We start from the raw sequence: 17,405 nt of genomic DNA on the forward strand, positions 1-17,405 counted from the left end.
TGCGGCTTGAAAGATGACGGGTATATACTGAGGACTACTATGCGAAACTGGCAGGCTCCAACCCGACGCCCCGCGTTGTTCCTGGCGCTGCTGGCCGTGACCGGCCCGGCGCTGCATGCTGAGGATGCAATGAACTCCACGTCATCTCATTTTGCCTATATCGGCACCTACAATCCCAACGGCGAAGGCGTTTACCGAGTGCGGGTCGATCCGGCCAGCGGCGCGCTGAGCCAGGTTACGCTGGTCAGCAACGTGCCGAATCCGGCGCAGCTGACGTTGGGCGCTGATGGCAAGACGCTGTATGTCGCCAGCGAAGTGGCCGATTTCAACGGCGGTAAGCACGGCGGCATCACCGCCTACCGGATCAATCCGGCCGACGGCGGCCTGACGCAGCTCAACCAGGTGGATTCGCAGGGGGCGGGGCCGGTATATCTCTCATCGACGCCGGACGGGCGGCATCTGCTGGTGGCGAACTACGTCAGCGGCAGCGTGGCGGCTTTCCCGATCGAAGCGGACGGCCGCCTGGGCACCGCCAGCTCGGTGCAGCAACAACAGGGCCCGGCGGGCGCGGCCAAACCGGCGGCGGCGGTGAACGGCAGCTTCGCCATCAGCGATCACAACGGCCCGCATGCCCATATGATCGCCAGCGATCCAAGCGGCAAGTTTGTGTTCTCTACCGATCTGGGATTGGATCGCATCTACCAATGGCGCTTTGACGCCGCGAGCGGCCGGCTGACGCCGAACGATCCACCGTGGATCGCTGCCTCGTCCGCCGGCGCCGGCCCGCGTCACTTTGTGTTTCATCCGGACGGCGACACCGTGCTGCTGGTGAACGAAGAGGCTTCGACGTTGACCAGCTACCGTTTTGATCGCCAAAAAGGTACTCTGAAACAACTGCATGCAGTTTCCGCGCTGCCCGCCGACTATCAGGGTACCAGCTTCGCTTCGGGGCTGGCGCTCAGCAAGAACGGCGACACGTTGTACGTCGCCAACCGGCTGCATAACAGCATTGCCCAGTTCAGCGTGGGCGCCGGCGGCAAGTTGAAACCGGTGGCGGAAACCTGGACCCGCGGCGATTACCCGCGTTCGCTGGCGCTGAGCTTGGATGGCCGCTATCTGTATGCGTTGAACCAGCGCAGCGATAACGTCACCCGCTTCAGCGTCAACCCGACGGACGGCAAGCTCAGCTTTGTGGGCGGCTATCTGCCGATCGGCAGCCCCTCGCAAATGGCGTTTCTGCCGCCGGCGAAGTAACCCGTGGCCCGCCCGGTTCGCCGGGTGGGCCGCCTGATTGACGGATACAGAATGGTGCGATTTCCTTACCCGCGTTTGGCTTACTTGTTCGATGCTTTGCAAACCGAGACTTTGCCGCAGGATGAGCTGGCGAAGCGTTTCGCCGTGTCAACCCGCACGGTGCGGGCGGATATCACCGCGCTGAACGAGATCCTGGACAAGTACGGCGCGCGTTTCGTGCATAGCCGTGGGGCCGGCTATCGCCTGCAGGTCGATAACGCCGCGCTATTCAGCGCCCTGCAGCATCAGGAGCGCCGCAAGCATGCTACCCCGCGCAGCGCGCAAGAGCGGGTGCATTATCTGCTGGTGCGTTTTTTGACCTCAGCCTTCTCCCTTAAACTGGAAGATCTGGCTGACGAGTGGTTCGTCAGCCGCGGCACGTTGCAAAACGACATGGCTGAGGTGAGGGAACGTCTGGCGCACTATCAATTGACGATCGAAACCAAACCGCGCTACGGCATGAAGCTGTTCGGCGCCGAGATGGCGATCCGCGCCTGCCTCACCGATCTGCTGTTCCAGCTGCAGTTGGCCGATGCCGAGAACCCGCTGCTCAACAACGAGATCCTGCTGCAGCCGCAGGTAGCGGCGTTCGCCGGATTGCTGCATCCGCTGTTGTCGCAATATGCCATTCGCCTGACCGATGAGGGCGAACAGTACCTGATTTTCTACTGCGCGGTGGCGCTGCGGCGCATCAACGACGGCTATCCGCTGCCGGACTTCGAGGTGGAGGACGGCGACGACGCGGTGCGCCAGGTGTCGACCCGCCTGGCGGCGGAGCTGCGTGCGGCCTCCGGCAAAGAGATCTCGATGGCCGAAGAGGCCTATCTGCGGGTCAACATCGCCGCGCGCCGCGTGCAGGACGTGCAGCCGACCGAGATCAATGCCGACGATGAAGAAGCGTTGGTGGACTACATCCTGTCCTACATCAACGCACACTATAACTACAACCTGCAGGGCGACGAGCAGCTGCGGGCCGACCTGCTCACCCATATCAAGACCATGATTACGCGGGTGAAATACCAGATCAATATCCCCAATCCGCTGTTGGCCAATATCAAGCAGCACTATCCGATGGCTTACGACGTGACGCTGGCGGCGGTCTCCAGCTGGGGCAAATACACCCCCTATACCCTGAGTGAGAACGAGATAGGCTATCTGGTGTTACATATTGGCGTGGGGCTGGAGCGGCATTACAACATCGGTTATGAACGCCACCCGCAGGTGATGCTGGTGTGCGATACCGGCAACTCAACGGTGCGCATGATCCAGGCGCAGATTGCGCGCAAGTACCCGCAGCTGGTGATGACGCGCATCGTCTCGCTGCGCGATTACGAGATGCTTGCGCACATCGACGAAGACTTCGTGATTTCCAACGCCCGCATCGGCGAAAAGAACAAGCCGGTGGTGGTGATGTCGCCGTTCCCGACCGATTATCAGCTGGAGCAACTGGGCAAACTGGTGCTGGTGGATCGCACCAGGCCGTACATGCTGGAGAAGTTCTTCGACGCTGAGCATTTCATGGTGCTCAACGAGCCGCTGACGCAGGCGGAACTTTTCAGCCGGGTGTGCGGCCAGCTGGAGCGGGAAGGGTACGTCGGCGCGGACTTTTATCCGTCGGTGGTCGAGCGCGAGGCGATCGTCTCCACGCTGCTGGGCGAAGGCATCGCGCTGCCGCACTCGCTGGGGCTGCTGGCGAAAAAGACCGTGGTAGTGACGCTGCTGGCGCCGCAGGGGGTCGCCTGGGGGGAAGGTGAGATCGCGCACGTGATTTTCCTGCTGGCGATCAGCAAGAGCGACTATGAAGAGGCGATGGCGATCTACGAGCTGTTCGTCACCTTCGTGCGTGAACGCTCAATGAGCCGCCTGCTGGGCAGCGACAGCTTCGACAGCTTCAAAGCGGTGGCGCTGGACTGCCTGAGCCGGAGTTGAGGGGCTAATCCGCTTCCGGCAGGAACAGGGCCGGGGGCAGATTGAAACGCTTAGCCAGCGCCATAATGTGCGGAATGGTCAGCGATCTTTTGCCGTTCAGGATTTGGTTAACCAACGACTTTTTACCGATCTCATGTTCAAAATCACTTTGGCTGAGTTGGTGCTGTTCCATCAATACGCGAAGCGCGGCCACCCCCTGCGGGAGTTGGGCGATACGCTGGTTGAATGCAGTAAATTCGGCGCTGTTGTCTTCATATTCGGCGATTTTTTTTGCCAACATGTCAATCAGCGGATGGTGTTCATCGTTTTCCAGCAGATATTCCACCAATTCGAGCGCTTCTCGGTAGTCTTGCTGAGCGTGGCTGCCCTGCAATAAGGGTACGGCGCGCAGTAGCGCATCGGCCGCCTTAATGGCATCTGTAATCATGACGAACTCCTTCGATAGTGCTGCATCAGCTTGTCGTATTCGGCGTGGCTAACGATATGCTTTATGAAGACTTTCTGTGTCTCGAAGCTGGCAAAGAACAAGATCCGTAGGTGGTTGCCGCCGACGTCAATGACCCACCATTTCTCTTTGTATTTCATACGATCGAGCGAAGGAAAAAGCGCTTTTAACTCGTCCGGCGTGCGGAACTCGCCCCGTCGCAACGCTTTATAAATGGCCTCGAGAGCAGTGGCTTCATTGGGATATTGCTTCGTTGCGTTATTGAACGGTTCCCTGGAAATGATATGCATCGTTCCTTCGATTCCTACCCGGTGAACATTATAGCGACTGTCGGTGAAGTTCACAAATTGTAAACTTTTCGTTGTCCCGCCAGCAAAGCGTGGGGAAACTCCCGCCAGTTGTCTGTTTTTGCGTTACACACTATTGCGATTACCGCGGTGGGGGTAAATCCATGACGTGAATTTACAGGCGGTTACGGCTGATTCTGGAAGCGGATTCGCAAAGTGAGAAACGGGAGGGCTACGTTATGGGTGGGGCGGAGGCAACACATGCGCCGAGGCGACGCATGGGGAGAGTCTCAGCGACTAATCTTCATCAAACCCGGAGTTGAACAGCTCGACCACCGCCGTCAGCGCGTTGACTTCGTCGGGGCCGGTCGCTTCGACTTCGATATGCCGGCCCTGGGCGGAGTCCAGCATCAGCAGCGCGATGACGCTGCTGGCTTCGGCCTCGGTGCCGCTTTCGTTGCGCAGCATCACTTCGGCGTCGAAGCTTTGCACCAACTCGAACAGTTTCATCGCCGGGCGCGCGTGCATGCCCAGCTTGTTTTTGATTTCAACCGTCTGTTTGACCGTCATTGTTTACGCTTTTCCAGCGTGCGGTGGCGCGACTGCACGTTCTTGCCGCGCGAGCGGAAGTAATCGGCCAGCTGTTCCGCCACGTACACCGAGCGGTGTTTACCGCCGGTACAGCCGATGGCGACCGTCAGGTAGCTGCGGTTGTTGGTTTCCAGCATCGGCAGCCATTGTTCCAGGTAGCTGCGGGTCTGGTAGATGAAGTTGTGCACTTCGGTATGGCGATCGAGGAACGACGCCACCGGCTTGTCCAGACCGGTCATCGGCCGCAGCTTCGGATCCCAGTGCGGGTTCGGCAGGAAGCGCACGTCGAACACGTAGTCGGCGTCGATCGGAATACCGTGCTTGAAGCCGAAGGATTCGAACACCATCGTCAGTTCGCGCTCGCGCTTGCCGAGCAGGCGGGTGCGCAGCATTTCGGCCAGTTCGTGCACCGACATTTCCGAGGTGTCGATAATCAGGTCGGCCCGGGAGCGCAGCGGTTCGAGGAGATCGCTCTCTTCGTCAATGGCGCTTTCTAGCGACAGGTTTTTGCTGGAGAGCGGGTGCAGGCGGCGGGTGTCGCTGTAACGGCGGATCAGCGTGTTGCGATCGGCGTCGAGAAACAGCAGCTGCGGCGAGAAGCTGTCCGGCAGTTGAGTCATCGCGTATTCGAACACTTCCGGCGATTCCGGCATGTTGCGCACGTCGATGCTGACCGCCGCGGAGATATTGCGTTCCGCCAGCGTATTGGCGAGCTGCGGCAGCAGAACCACCGGCAGGTTGTCAACGCAGTAAAAACCCATGTCTTCCAGCGCCCGCAAGGCGACGGATTTTCCGGAACCGGAACGGCCGCTGACAATCATCAGCACCATGTGGCAACTCCCCTGGCATCGCGGCGGCGTTCATCGCCACCGGTGTAAACTTTGTTATTCCGGCCGAGGCCGGATCCATCATCGTGAAACAGTAACGTTATCCGGGCTGGAAGTCACGCCGACCGGGTATCACTCGGTGATGATTTGGTAAAGTTCTTCGTCGCTTTGCGCGGCGCGCAGGCGGCGGCATACGGTTTTGTCGGCCAGGCGTTTGGCGACCAGCGACAGGGTATGCAAATGGGTTTTGCACTGATCGGCAGGCACCAGCAGCGCGAACAGCAGGTCGACCGGCTGGTTGTCGATAGCGTCGAAAGCGATGGGTTGGTCGAGACGGATAAACACGCCAACGGCCCGCAGTGTGTCCTCTTCCAGTTTGCCGTGGGGAATGGCGATACCGTTGCCGATACCGGTGCTGCCCATGCGTTCCCGGGTGAGAACCGCGTCAAACACCACCTGCGAAGGCAGATTGAGCTGTTTGGCGGCCAGTTCGCTGATAATTTCCAAAGCCCGCTTCTTGCTGGTGCAGTGTACCGAGCTTTTGGTGCACTCGATGTTTAACACCGAGCTTAATTGCATATATTCGTTGTTCATCTCATCTTCACTTAAAACCGCGCCGCCGGGCGCACCCGGCAAGGCGGTTTTTCGTCGGTTTTAACCCTGATTACCGTTCGGCGCGTCACCCATGCGGGTCACGCGCCGAAGGGCGAGGCTGCGACGGAGGCAACCTCACGGAATGGGTTAGGGTGTCAGTGTTGCTTCAATTTGTCTTTATGTTTGTTCAATTGACGTGCCAATTTATCGATCAGCGTATCAATTGCGGCATACATATTCTCGTCTTCCGAGGTGGCGTGCAACTCGCCTCCATTCACGTGCACCGTTGCTTCCGCAATTTGCTGCACTTTTTCCACACTTAATACAACATACACCTGATTGATGCGATCAAAATACTGTTCGAGTTTGGCGAACTTGTTGTTCACGAACTCGCGCAACGGATCGGTGATTTCGATGTGGTGTCCGGTAATGTTGAGCTGCATAGTGTCTTCCTTCTCAATAGAGGTCAAACCAACTGTTTACGCTGGTTCGACGGCGGGATGGACAAAGACTCTCGGTACTTGGCGACGGTGCGCCGGGCCACGATGATCCCCTGATCGGCGAGCAGGGTGGCCAGCTTGCTGTCGCTGAGTGGTTTGGCGGGGTTTTCCGCCGCAATCAATTTCTTCACCAACGCGCGGATCGCCGTCGAGGAGGCTTCGCCGCCGCTGTCGGTATTCACGTGGCTGGAGAAGAAATATTTCAATTCGAAAATGCCGCGCGGGCTGTGCAGAAACTTCTGCGTGGTAACGCGCGAGATCGTCGATTCATGCATCTCCACGGCCTGGGCGATATCCGCCAGCACCATGGGTTTCATAAACTCTTCGCCTTGCTCGAAGAACGCCTGCTGCTGGCTGACGATGCAGCGGGTGACCTTCAGCAGCGTTTCGTTGCGGCTCTCCAGGCTTTTAATCAACCACTTGGCTTCCTGTAGGTTGCTGCGGATAAACTGGCCGTCGGCTTCGCTGCGGGCGCTGTTGCCCAGCGCGGCGTACTGCTGATTGATCTTCAAACGCGGCACGCTGTCGCCGTTGAGCTCGACCGTCCATTTGTTCTGCGTCTTGCGCACCAGCACGTCCGGGATCACGTATTCCGATTCGCCGGTATTGATCGACTGCCCCGGGCGCGGGTCGAGCGACTGAATCAGCAGCATCGCTTCTTTCAGTGTATCTTCTTTTAGCCGGGTTGATCGCATCAGGCTGCGAAAGTCGTGGTTGGCCAACAGATCCAGATGCTCGCTGATGATCAGCCGCGCTTCGGCCAGATAAGGCGTATCTTTGGCGTATTGGGAGAGCTGCACCAGCAGGCAATCGCGCAGATCGCGCGCGGCGACGCCGATCGGATCAAAACGCTGCACGCGCTTCAGCACCGCCTCGACTTCCTCGAGGGTCACGTTCTCGTCGCCCAGGCTTTCCAGAATGTCTTCCAGCGGCACGGTGAGATAGCCGGTGTCATCCACCGCGTCGACGATGGAAGTGGCGATGGCGGCGTCGGTATCGGAAAACGGCGTCAGATCCACCTGCCACATCAGATAATCCTGCAGCGTTTGGGTGGTTTCGCCCTGATAGACCGGCAGCTCGTCGTCGCTGTAGTCGGTGCCGGTGCCGGACGGTGTGCCGGCGGTGTAGATCTCATCCCAGGTGGCGTCCAGCGGCAGCTCTTCCGGCATGTCTTTCTGTTCCAGCGCCTCGCGGGTATCGAGCCCCTCGGTCTCCTGGGTTTCTTTGGCGTCGATTTCGTCGTGCAGATCGGTCTGTTCAAGCAGCGGATTGCTCTCCAGCGCCAGCTGGATCTCTTGCTGAAGCTCAAGCGTGGACAACTGCAGCAGGCGGATCGCCTGCTGGAGCTGAGGTGTCATGGCCAGCTGTTGGCTGAGCCTGAGTTGCAAACCTTGCTTCATAGTTTTCTGTCTACTTCCGTTAACGGTGTCGCCCCGCAGGGCGCGCCGGCGCTTAGAGGCGGAACTCTTCGCCCAGATAAACGCGTTTAACCTGCTCGTCGGCCAGAATAGCATCCGGCGTGCCGTGGGCAATCAGTTTGCCCTGGCTGACGATGTAGGCGCGTTCACACACGTCCAGCGTCTCGCGCACGTTGTGGTCGGTGATCAGCACGCCCAGGCCGCTGTCACGCAGGTGCTCGATGATTTTCTTGATATCGATAACGGAAATCGGATCCACCCCGGCAAAGGGTTCGTCCAGCAGAATGAATTTCGGGTTGGCCGCCAGCGCGCGGGCGATTTCGACGCGGCGGCGTTCGCCGCCGGACAGCGCCTGGCCGAGGCTGTCGCGCAGATGGGAGATATGGAACTCTTCCATCAGCTCTTTGGCGCGGTCTTCGCGCTGTTCGCTGGTGAGATCGGGACGGATCTCCAGCACCGCCATCAGGTTGTCGTACACGCTCAGGCGGCGGAAGATCGACGCTTCCTGCGGCAGATAGCCGATGCCGCGGCGCGCGCGGGCGTGCAGCGGCAGCAGGCTGATGTCTTCTTCGTCGATCACGATGCGCCCGGCGTCGCGCGGCACGATGCCGACCACCATGTAGAAGGTGGTGGTTTTACCGGCGCCGTTCGGCCCGAGCAGGCCGACGATCTCGCCGGATTTCACTTTCAGGCTGACGTCTTCGACAACTTTACGGCCCTTGTAGGCTTTCGCCAGGTTTTCTGCGATGAGTGTTGCCATAAGTGATTAGTTACTCTTTTTTTGCCCGTTTTTGTCTTGCAACTGCGACGGTACCAGAACCGTTGTCACGCGTTTGCCTTTGTCGCTAAACGCCTGCATTTGCTGCTGTTGCACCAGATAGGTGATGCGATCGCCTTTCACGTTGCTGTCGAGCTGCTCCAGATAGGCGTTGCCCGTCAGGGTCACCAGCTGGGTCGCCACGTCGTAGCGCACTTTTTGCGCGTGGCCTTTGACCGGCTTGCCGCTGTCCTGCATCTGGTAGAAGGTTACCGGGTTGCCGAACGCTTCAATATAGGTCTTATTCTGATCTCCGCCCGGGCGGGTGACGACCACCTTGTCGGCGCGAATATCGATGGTGCCCTGTTTGATCACCACGTTGTCAGTGAAGGTGCTGACGTTGCTTTGCATGTCCAACGACTGCTTGAGCGAGTCGATGCTGACCGGCTGGCTGGAGTCGGATTTCAGCGCCAGAGCGGGGGCGCTGGCGGCCAAAACTAAGCTGCCGAGCAACAGGTTACGGAGTTGGTTTTTGGTTCTGAATTTCATAGTTGGTCTTAACCTTATCAATCAGCTCAGCGGTTTTGGTCCGCAGGTTCCCACGCATTTTCATGCCGTTAGAGGTAAAATTGGTCCCGTAAAGCGTGACTTCGTCATCGGAGGTGACGTCCTGGGTGACCAGGTTTACCTGAGCGTTGTCCGTCTTAATTTTTTCCAGCTGCGAGGTGGTGGTCAGGCTGTTCACCTCGACGTGACCATACAGATACAGCATCCGGTCTTTAGTCAGTTTGGCGCGATCGGCGCGAACTGACCAGGTGGCCACCGCATTCTCATCGAACAGCGTCATCACCGGCTGGGTGAACCAGCTCAGCTCGCCGGCGGTGTAATACTTCGCGTCTTCCGCCACCAGTTTATAATTCAGCTTGCCGGCTGGGTTGTACACCACGGTGACCGTGTGCTGGCTCTGGTAAGTCGGATCCTGATCGTTGACCGGGCCCGGGGCCGTGTCGTCGCTGAAGTCCGTCATGTTCCAGCCGATCAGCGCCAGAACGATCACCGTCAACAGGATGGTGATCCACAGTTTGGTTTTACTCATATCGACAGCCCTTTGGCGTCCTCCAGCTTATTTTGAGCCAAAAGAATGATGTCGCACAGTTCGCGTACCGCACCGCGGCCGCCGGCAATGCGGGTGACGTAGTGGGCGCGCGGCGTCAGCAGCGGGTGGGCGTCCGCCACCGCGACCGCCAGGCCGACCTGCGCCATCACCGGCCAGTCGATCAGGTCATCGCCGATATAGGCGACCTGATCCGCCGTTAACGACAGTTTATCCAACAGTTCACGGAAGGCCAAAAGCTTATCGGATTGCCCCTGATACAGATGGGTGATACCGAGCGTTTGCGCACGGTCTTCCAGCAGCTTGGCGGAGCGTCCGGTAATGATCGCCACCTCGATGTCCGAGGTTTTCAAGCAGCGGATGCCGTAGCCATCGCGCACGTTGAACGCCTTCAGTTCTTCACCGTTGTTGCCCATGAAGATCAGGCCGTCCGACAGCACGCCGTCAACGTCGCAAATCAACAGGCGGATGTTACCGGCACGCGCCATAACCTCTTGTTCTACCGGCCCGTAGCAGGTTTCTACCATACTCATTTTGTTCTATTCCTTAATTAAACGACGCCGGCGCGCAGCATGTCATGCATATGTACCACACCCAGCAGTTGGTCGCCATCGGCAACCAGCAGCGCAGTGATGTGGCGTTGTTGCATCAGGTTCAATGCATCGACCGCCAGGATGTTGGGGCGCACCCGCACGCCGCCCGGCGTCATGACATCGGCGATCTTCGCTTCGTGCAGGTTGATGCCCATGTCGAACACCCGGCGCAGGTCACCGTCGGTGAAGATGCCGGCGATTTTCATCAGATCGTCGCAGACAACCGTCAGGCCCAGATTTTTACGGGTGATTTCCAGCAGCGCGTCGCGCAACGAGGCGTCGGTACTGACGTGGGGCATTTCGTCACCGCTGTGCATGATATCGCTCACCCGCAGCAGCAGTTTACGGCCGAGTGCGCCGCCCGGATGCGACAGCGCGAAATCTTCCGGCGTGAAACCGCGCGCCTTCAGCAGCGCGACGGCCAGCGCATCGCCCATCACCAGCGTGGCGGTGGTGCTGGTGGTCGGCGCCAGCCCCAGCGGGCAGGCCTCCTGCGGCACCTTGATGCACAGGTGGATATCCGCCGCCTTGCCCATCGAGCTTTCCGGATTGTTGGTCATACAGATGAGGGTGATCTGTTGGCGTTTCAACACCGGGATCAGCGCCAGGATCTCGCTGGACTCGCCGGAGTTGGAGATGGCGAGCACGATGTCCTGCGGGGTGACCATGCCCAAATCGCCATGGCTGGCTTCCGCCGGGTGAACGAAGAATGAGGGGGTGCCGGTGCTGGCGAAGGTCGCGGCGATCTTGCAGCCGATATGGCCGGATTTGCCCATGCCCATCACCACCACTTTGCCGCCGCAGGCGGCGATCGTTTCGCAGGCGCGAGTGAAGTCTGCGTTGATGTAGCTGTCGAGCTGAGCCAGCCCTTCACGCTCTATCTGAAGCACTTCTTTGCCGGCCTGTTGAAAATCGAAGCCCGGTTGCAACTCAATGTTCGACATACTCATTCCCGTCGGTTTAGCCGAAAGTACTGAAAGGGTTAAAGAACAGCACCGCAAGATACGCAATAAAGCCGCATAATAACAGCGCGCCCGCCAGGTGGCCGATGCGATGTTTGCGGCCGATGCACAGCACGCTCAGCAGCACGCTGGCCGCCAGCATCACCCAGTAATCGCGCTGGAAGGCGGCGGCATCCACGCTGCCCGGCGACAGCAGGGCGGGGACGCCCAGCACGATAACCGTGTTGAAAATATTGGAGCCGATGATATTCCCAATCGCCATATCATCCTCGCCCTTCAGCGCCCCGGCGATGGAGGTGGCCAGTTCGGGCAGGCTGGTGCCGATGGCGATAATGGTCAAACCGACCACCAGTTCGCTTAGGCCGAAATAGTGTGCAATCACCGTCGCATTATCGACCACCATTCTGGAAGAGAGCGGCAGAATGATAAACGCCAGCACCAGCCACAGCACCGCCACGGTATTGCTGCTGTCCTGCGGCAGTTCGGCGATCTGCTCCATAGTCAGGCTGTCACTGCCCTCGCGCTGCGCCAGCCGCGCGATTTTCAGCATCAACAAGATGAAGCCGGCGGCGGCGGTCAGCAGCAGCACGCCGTCCAGCCTGCTCAGGGTACCGTCCATCAACACGAAACCGCACAATACTGTGACCGCTAACATCAGCGGCAGTTCGCGCCGCAGTATCTCGGAGCGCGCGGCCAGCGGGTGAATCAGCGCCGCCACCCCCAGGATCAATAAGATGTTGGTGATGTTGGACCCTAATACGTTGCCAACGGCCATATCTATCTGCCCGTTCAACGCGGCGGTGGTGGACACGATCAGCTCCGGCAGCGACGTGCCGATGCCGACGATGGTCATGCCGATGATCAACGGCGGTACGCCGAGTGAGCGGGAAATCACGGCAGCACCATAAACTAAGCGGTCTGCACCATACACCAGTAGAAATAAACCAACGATTAATAATGCTATCGCGAGAAACATGCAGGGTCCTTTGTCGGGTATTATCCCGGTTCGTTGGTTAAAGCCGTCAATGCGGCGGTATTGCTTGCCCTCCGTTGCGCGCGTTTGAGCCGCAGCAACGGTTTTTCCCGGCTAATTGTTGAACAGTTTCGTTTTTTTTCGTTATGGCGCCAATTTTGACCGGGTGGCGCGGAAAAGTAAAACCAATGGCACCATTGGTTGCGAAATGGCAGTAAGTTTTTGTAAAGATGAGACGGATTGCGCCCATTGCTTTAACATCACGGGTAGATTCAGCAAAAGATGAGTCGTAAAGGGTCCATTAACATGCTCCAAAAGGCAGATAATTTGGTCGAAGTGCGCGACATGAGTTTCTCGCGCGGCGACCGACGGATATTTGAAGACATCAACCTGACGGTGCCTCGCGGTAAGGTCACGGCGATCATGGGGCCATCGGGCATCGGCAAAACCACGCTGCTGCGCCTGATAGGCGGCCAGCTGGCGCCGGACAGCGGGGAGATTTGGTTCGACGGCGACAACATTCCCGCGTTGTCCCGCCGTCAGTTATACGACGCGCGCAAAAAGATGAGCATGCTGTTCCAGTCGGGCGCGCTGTTTACCGATTTGACCGTATTCGAAAACGTGGCTTACCCGCTGCGCGAGCACAGTAACCTGCCGGAGCCTTTGTTGCGCAGCACGGTGCTGATGAAGCTGGAGGCCGTGGGGCTGCGCGGCGCGGCTCAGCTGATGCCCAATGAGCTTTCCGGCGGTATGGCGCGCCGGGCGGCGTTGGCGCGTGCGATCGCGCTGGACCCGGAAATGATCATGTTCGACGAACCTTTCGTTGGCCAGGATCCGATCACCATGGGGGTGCTGGTCAAGCTGATCGACGAGCTGAACCATGCGCTGGGCATTACCTGCATCGTGGTGTCGCACGACGTACCGGAGGTGCTGAGCATCGCTGACTACGCTTACATCGTGGCCGATCACCGGGTGATCGCTGAAGGCACCACGCAGCAATTGCAGAACAATCCTGATGCGCGCGTGCGCCAGTTCCTGGATGGTATAGCGGATGGGCCGGTGCCGTTCCGCTATCCGGCCGGGGATTATCAGGCCGAACTGCTAGGCTTAGGGAGTAAATAAGCTCATGTTATTAAGAGCGTTAGCGTCGTTGGGGCGCAGTGGCATCAACACCAGCGCCAGCTTCGGCCGCGCCGGGTTGATGCTGTTCAACGCGTTGATTGGCCGGCCGGAACCCGGCAAGCAGTGGCCGCTGTTGTTGAAACAGCTCTACAGCGTCGGCGTGCAGTCGCTGCTGATCATCATGGTTTCCGGGCTGTTTATCGGCATGGTGCTGGGCCTGCAGGGCTATATCGTGCTCACCACCTACAGCGCCGAGGCCAGCCTCGGCATGATGGTGGCGCTGTCGCTGCTGCGCGAACTGGGGCCGGTGGTCACGGCGCTGCTGTTCGCCGGCCGCGCCGGTTCCGCGCTCACGGCGGAAATCGGCCTGATGAAGGCGACGGAGCAGATCTCCAGCCTGGAAATGATGGCGGTCGATCCGCTGCGGCGCATCGTGGCGCCGCGCTTCTGGGCGGGGCTGATCAGCATGCCGCTGTTGACCATCATTTTCGTGGCGATCGGCATTTGGGGCGGCTCGGTGGTCGGCGTGGACTGGAAAGGCATCGACAGCGGCTTCTTCTGGTCGGCGATGCAGGGCGCCGTAGAGTGGAAAAAAGATCTGCTCAACTGCCTGATCAAGAGTGTGGTATTCGCCATTACCGTAACCTGGATTGCCATTTTCAACGGGTACGACGCCGTGCCTACCTCTGAAGGGATTAGCCGGGCGACGACGCGTACCGTGGTGCATTCGTCACTGGCGGTGTTGGGATTGGATTTCGTGCTGACAGCACTGATGTTTGGGAATTGATTCGATGCAAACGAAGAAGAGTGAAATCTGGGTTGGGGCATTTATGCTGATCGCGCTGTGCGCCATCGTGTTTATCTGCCTGCAGGTGGCGAACCTTAAATCGATCGGCAGCGAGCCGACCTACCGCATTTACGCAACGTTCGACAACATCGGCGGCCTGAAACCGCGTTCGCCGGTGAAGATTGGCGGCGTGGTGATCGGCCGCGTGGCTGACATCGAACTCGATTCGAAAACCTACACGCCGCGCGTGGCGCTGGATATCCAGAAAAAGTACGACCAAATCCCAGATACCAGCTCGCTGGCGATCCGCACCTCCGGCCTGCTGGGCGAGCAATACCTGGCGCTTAACGTGGGCTTTGAAGATCCTGAGATGGGTACCACCATCCTGAAAGACGGGGGTACCATTCAGGACACCAAATCAGCCATGGTTCTGGAAGACCTGATCGGCCAGTTCCTGTATAAAAGCGGCGGTCAGGACAGCGCCAAATCGGGAGACGCGGCCGCTGAGCCGGCTGCCGGCGCCGCACCGCAACCCGCTGTTCCAAATCATTAAGAGAGGATACCTGCATGTTTAAACGTTTACTGATGGTGGCTCTGCTGGTGGTTGCACCGCTGGCGAGCGCAGCCGACCAAACCAATCCTTACAGCATGATGCAAGACGCGGCGCAGAAGACTTTCAGCCGTTTGAAGAACGAACAGCCGAAGATCAAGCAGGACCCGAACTACCTGCGTGCCATCGTGCATCAGGAACTGATGCCGTTCGTGCAGGTGAAATACGCCGGCGCGCTGGTGCTGGGGCGTTACTACAAAGAGGCAACGCCTGCGCAGCGCGAAGCTTACTTCACCGCCTTCCAGGCTTACCTGGAGCAGGCTTACGGCCAGGCGCTGGCGATGTATCACGGCCAGACTTACCAGATCGCGCCTGAACAACCGCTGGGCAATGCCGACATCGTGGCTATTCGCGTCACCATCATCGACAACGGCGGCCGTCCGCCGGTGCGTCTGGATTTCCAATGGCGCAAGAACAGCAAAACCGGCTACTGGCAGGCGTATGACATGATCGCCGAAGGCGTCAGCATGATCACTACCAAGCAGAACGAGTGGGCGTCTACGCTGCGTACTCAGGGCATCGACGGCCTGACCAAACAGCTGCAGGCCGCCGCCGCGCAGCCTATCACGCTGGACAAGAAAAACTGATGTCGGCAGCGCTCAGCTTCGAATCAGAGCAGCAGACGCTGATCCTGCGCGGTGAACTGGATCGGGAAACGCTGCAGCCGCTGTGGCGGCAGCGCGACGCGCTGATGGCGGATAAAACCGCGATCGACGTGGCGCAACTGCAGCGCGTGGACTCCGCCGGGCTGGCGCTGTTGCTGCATCTGCAGGAAGAGCAGCGCCAACGCGGCGTAGCGCTGAAAATTTTCGGCGCCACCGAGCGCCTGAAAACGCTGATCGCGCTCTACAACCTGCAGGCGATAATGCCTGTCGATACCGTCGGTTAGCGGCGTTTTACGCCGCCATTGCGTGGTAAAACGATACAAAGCCCCTGTTATGCAGGGGCTTTTTCTTTAGTTTAAGAAAACATCGTATTCCACTAAGATACTAGGCTGTTTATGATCCTTTAGCGGCAGAACTGGATACTATGGAAACCAACGAGATTAAAGACGTGCTGATGCAGGCATTGGCACTGGATGAAGCACATGTGACGGGCGACGGCAGCCATTTTCAAGCGATCGTGGTCGGTGAACTGTTCGCCGGCATGAGCCGCGTCAAAAAACAGCAGACGGTTTACGCACCGCTGATGGAATACATTGCTGACAACCGCATTCATGCCTTGTCTATCAAGGCGTACACCCCTGAAGAGTGGCAGCGAGACCGCAAACTCAACGGATTTTAAGGCTGTTTGCCCTGCTGGGCGGGCAGCTTCAGATTAGATAACAGAGAGTAGTCAGATGGATAAATTTCGTGTGCAGGGTCGGACCCGCCTGAGCGGTGAAGTGTCTATTTCCGGGGCCAAAAACGCCGCCCTGCCGATCCTGTTCGCCGCCCTGTTGGCGGAAGAGCCGGTCGAGCTGCAGAATGTCCCGAAGCTGAAGGACATCGACACCACCATTAAACTACTCAACCAGTTGGGTACCAAGATTGAGCGTAACGGTTCGGTCTTCGTGGACGCCAGCGGCGTGAACGAGTTCTGCGCCCCTTACGATCTGGTGAAAACCATGCGCGCTTCCATCTGGGCGCTGGGGCCGCTGGTGGCGCGCTTCGGCCGCGGTCAGGTTTCCCTGCCGGGGGGCTGCGCGATCGGCGCGCGTCCGGTCGATCTGCACATCACCGGCCTGGAGCAATTGGGTGCCGAGATCAAGCTGGAAGAAGGCTACGTTAAGGCGTCCGTCGAGGGCCGTCTGAAGGGCGCGCACATCGTCATGGATAAGGTGAGCGTGGGCGCGACCGTAACCATCATGAGCGCCGCGACTCTGGCGACCGGCACCACCGTTATCGAGAACGCCGCACGTGAGCCGGAAATTGTCGATACCGCCAACTTCCTCAATACGCTGGGCGCGAAGATCAGCGGCGCCGGTAGCGACAAGATCACCATCGAAGGCGTCGAGCGTCTGGGCGGCGGCGTGTATCGCGTGCTGCCTGACCGCATCGAGACCGGGACCTTCCTGATCGCCGCCGCGGTTTCCGGTGGCAAAGTGATGTGCCGCAACACCCGCCCGGATACGCTGGATGCGGTGCTGGCCAAGCTGCGCGAAGCCGGTGCCGATATCGAAGTGGGTGAAGACTGGATCAGCCTGGACATGCACGGTAAACGCCCGAAAGCGGTCACCGTGCGCACCGCGCCGCACCCGGGCTTCCCGACCGACATGCAGGCCCAGTTCAGCCTGTTGAACCTGGTGGCGGAAGGCACCGGCGTTATCACCGAGACCATCTTCGAAAACCGCTTCATGCACGTGCCGGAATTGATCCGCATGGGCGCACACGCGGAAATCGAGAGCAATACCGTGATCTGCCATGGCGTTGAGCAGCTGTCCGGTGCTCAGGTGATGGCGACCGATCTGCGCGCTTCCGCTAGCCTGGTGATCGCCGGCTGTATCGCCGACGGCGTTACCGTCGTCGATCGCATCTATCACATCGATCGCGGCTATGAGCGTATTGAAGACAAGCTGCGCGCGCTGGGTGCGAACATCGAGCGTGTGAAAGGCGAGTAAGGCA

General features: G+C 59.1%; 22 protein-coding genes. 9 read left to right on the top strand and 13 right to left on the bottom strand.

All coding sequences use genetic code 11. The features are described 5' to 3' along the window. The first annotated feature begins 39 nt into the window (after positions 1 to 39). Together ACJ8J4_RS21495 and ACJ8J4_RS21500 are read left to right on the top strand one after the other, a co-directional pair. Complete coding sequence (locus ACJ8J4_RS21495) at positions 40 to 1,254, top strand: lactonase family protein (protein ID WP_043141952.1); 1,215 nt, start codon at positions 40 to 42, stop codon at positions 1,252 to 1,254. Between the two features lie 51 nt (positions 1,255 to 1,305). Next, positions 1,306 to 3,222, top strand: coding sequence for a BglG family transcription antiterminator (locus tag ACJ8J4_RS21500; RefSeq protein ID WP_148123775.1), 1,917 nt, complete (start codon positions 1,306 to 1,308; stop codon positions 3,220 to 3,222). Between the two features lie 4 nt (positions 3,223 to 3,226). On the opposite strand, the gene ACJ8J4_RS21505 is transcribed toward ACJ8J4_RS21500, so the two are convergent. The 13 genes from ACJ8J4_RS21505 to ACJ8J4_RS21565 form a co-directional block, all read right to left on the bottom strand. After that, positions 3,227 to 3,649, bottom strand: a complete 423-nt coding sequence (locus tag ACJ8J4_RS21505) for a helix-turn-helix domain-containing protein (RefSeq protein WP_049208318.1) — start codon at positions 3,647 to 3,649, stop codon at positions 3,227 to 3,229. Continuing rightward, positions 3,646 to 3,957: a type II toxin-antitoxin system HigB family toxin gene (locus ACJ8J4_RS21510; RefSeq protein ID WP_004937033.1), complete on the bottom strand. Its 312-nt coding sequence runs from the start codon at positions 3,955 to 3,957 to the stop codon at positions 3,646 to 3,648. Before ACJ8J4_RS21510 ends, ACJ8J4_RS21505 begins: the two co-directional genes overlap by 4 nt. A 294-nt stretch (positions 3,958 to 4,251) precedes the next feature. After that, a complete protein-coding gene (npr, locus tag ACJ8J4_RS21515) occupies positions 4,252 to 4,524 on the bottom strand; it encodes a PTS phosphocarrier protein NPr (protein WP_043141958.1) in 273 nt (90 codons plus the stop codon). Next, positions 4,521 to 5,375, bottom strand: a complete 855-nt coding sequence (rapZ, locus tag ACJ8J4_RS21520) for an RNase adapter RapZ (RefSeq protein WP_015379177.1) — start codon at positions 5,373 to 5,375, stop codon at positions 4,521 to 4,523. The genes npr and rapZ overlap by 4 nt, the downstream gene beginning before the upstream one ends. A gap of 129 nt (positions 5,376 to 5,504) precedes the next feature. Beyond that, positions 5,505 to 5,966 (bottom strand): PTS IIA-like nitrogen regulatory protein PtsN, encoded by a 462-nt coding sequence (gene ptsN / locus ACJ8J4_RS21525; protein ID WP_016930212.1) that lies wholly within the window; start codon positions 5,964 to 5,966, stop codon positions 5,505 to 5,507. A 155-nt stretch (positions 5,967 to 6,121) separates the two neighbouring features. Continuing rightward, on the bottom strand, positions 6,122 to 6,409 hold the full coding sequence (gene hpf / locus ACJ8J4_RS21530) for a ribosome hibernation promoting factor (RefSeq protein WP_004937038.1): 288 nt from the start codon (positions 6,407 to 6,409) through the stop codon (positions 6,122 to 6,124). 23 nt (positions 6,410 to 6,432) lie between these two features. Beyond that, positions 6,433 to 7,866, bottom strand: a complete 1,434-nt coding sequence (gene rpoN, locus ACJ8J4_RS21535; protein WP_043141961.1) for an RNA polymerase factor sigma-54 — start codon at positions 7,864 to 7,866, stop codon at positions 6,433 to 6,435. Positions 7,867 to 7,918: 52 nt separating this feature from the next. Then, the gene (gene lptB, locus ACJ8J4_RS21540) at positions 7,919 to 8,644 is read right to left on the bottom strand and encodes an LPS export ABC transporter ATP-binding protein (RefSeq protein WP_004937040.1); all 726 of its coding nucleotides are present in this window, start codon (positions 8,642 to 8,644) and stop codon (positions 7,919 to 7,921) included. Between the two features lie 6 nt (positions 8,645 to 8,650). After that, positions 8,651 to 9,190, bottom strand: coding sequence for a lipopolysaccharide ABC transporter substrate-binding protein LptA (gene lptA, locus ACJ8J4_RS21545; RefSeq protein ID WP_025304377.1), 540 nt, complete (start codon positions 9,188 to 9,190; stop codon positions 8,651 to 8,653). Further along, on the bottom strand, positions 9,159 to 9,737 hold the full coding sequence (lptC, locus tag ACJ8J4_RS21550) for an LPS export ABC transporter periplasmic protein LptC (RefSeq protein ID WP_004937047.1): 579 nt from the start codon (positions 9,735 to 9,737) through the stop codon (positions 9,159 to 9,161). Before lptC ends, lptA begins: the two co-directional genes overlap by 32 nt. Beyond that, entirely contained in the window at positions 9,734 to 10,288 is a 555-nt protein-coding gene (kdsC, locus tag ACJ8J4_RS21555) for a 3-deoxy-manno-octulosonate-8-phosphatase KdsC (protein WP_141999028.1), read from the bottom strand. Before kdsC ends, lptC begins: the two co-directional genes overlap by 4 nt. Positions 10,289 to 10,305: 17 nt before the next feature. Then, positions 10,306 to 11,292, bottom strand: a complete 987-nt coding sequence (kdsD, locus tag ACJ8J4_RS21560; RefSeq protein ID WP_141999026.1) for an arabinose-5-phosphate isomerase KdsD — start codon at positions 11,290 to 11,292, stop codon at positions 10,306 to 10,308. Between the two features lie 16 nt (positions 11,293 to 11,308). After that, entirely contained in the window at positions 11,309 to 12,286 is a 978-nt protein-coding gene (locus ACJ8J4_RS21565; protein WP_033644493.1) for a calcium/sodium antiporter, read from the bottom strand. Positions 12,287 to 12,589: 303 nt separating this feature from the next. Here ACJ8J4_RS21565 and mlaF point away from each other — a divergent pair, with 303 nt between their 5' ends. From mlaF to murA, 7 genes are all read left to right on the top strand, one after another. Beyond that, positions 12,590 to 13,405, top strand: a complete 816-nt coding sequence (gene mlaF, locus ACJ8J4_RS21570; RefSeq protein ID WP_043141965.1) for a phospholipid ABC transporter ATP-binding protein MlaF — start codon at positions 12,590 to 12,592, stop codon at positions 13,403 to 13,405. A gap of 4 nt (positions 13,406 to 13,409) precedes the next feature. After that, positions 13,410 to 14,192 carry a lipid asymmetry maintenance ABC transporter permease subunit MlaE gene (gene mlaE / locus ACJ8J4_RS21575; protein ID WP_004937059.1) on the top strand — a complete coding sequence of 261 codons (783 nt, stop codon included), beginning with the start codon at positions 13,410 to 13,412 and terminating at the stop codon, positions 14,190 to 14,192. Positions 14,193 to 14,196: 4 nt separating this feature from the next. Then, entirely contained in the window at positions 14,197 to 14,745 is a 549-nt protein-coding gene (gene mlaD, locus ACJ8J4_RS21580) for an outer membrane lipid asymmetry maintenance protein MlaD (RefSeq protein WP_025304373.1), read from the top strand. Between the two features lie 14 nt (positions 14,746 to 14,759). Further along, positions 14,760 to 15,389: a phospholipid-binding protein MlaC gene (gene mlaC / locus ACJ8J4_RS21585; protein ID WP_025304372.1), complete on the top strand. Its 630-nt coding sequence runs from the start codon at positions 14,760 to 14,762 to the stop codon at positions 15,387 to 15,389. After that, positions 15,389 to 15,691, top strand: a complete 303-nt coding sequence (gene mlaB / locus ACJ8J4_RS21590) for a lipid asymmetry maintenance protein MlaB (RefSeq protein WP_025304371.1) — start codon at positions 15,389 to 15,391, stop codon at positions 15,689 to 15,691. Before mlaC ends, mlaB begins: the two co-directional genes overlap by 1 nt. Positions 15,692 to 15,831: 140 nt before the next feature. Beyond that, the gene (gene ibaG / locus ACJ8J4_RS21595) at positions 15,832 to 16,086 is read left to right on the top strand and encodes a BolA family iron metabolism protein IbaG (RefSeq protein ID WP_025304370.1); all 255 of its coding nucleotides are present in this window, start codon (positions 15,832 to 15,834) and stop codon (positions 16,084 to 16,086) included. Between the two features lie 55 nt (positions 16,087 to 16,141). Continuing rightward, a complete protein-coding gene (gene murA / locus ACJ8J4_RS21600; RefSeq protein WP_004937068.1) occupies positions 16,142 to 17,401 on the top strand; it encodes a UDP-N-acetylglucosamine 1-carboxyvinyltransferase in 1,260 nt (419 codons plus the stop codon). Positions 17,402 to 17,405: the final 4 nt, after the last annotated feature.

The organism is Serratia sp. CY47280 (assembly GCF_052168655.1).
Lineage (GTDB): Bacteria > Pseudomonadota > Gammaproteobacteria > Enterobacterales > Enterobacteriaceae > Serratia > Serratia bockelmannii.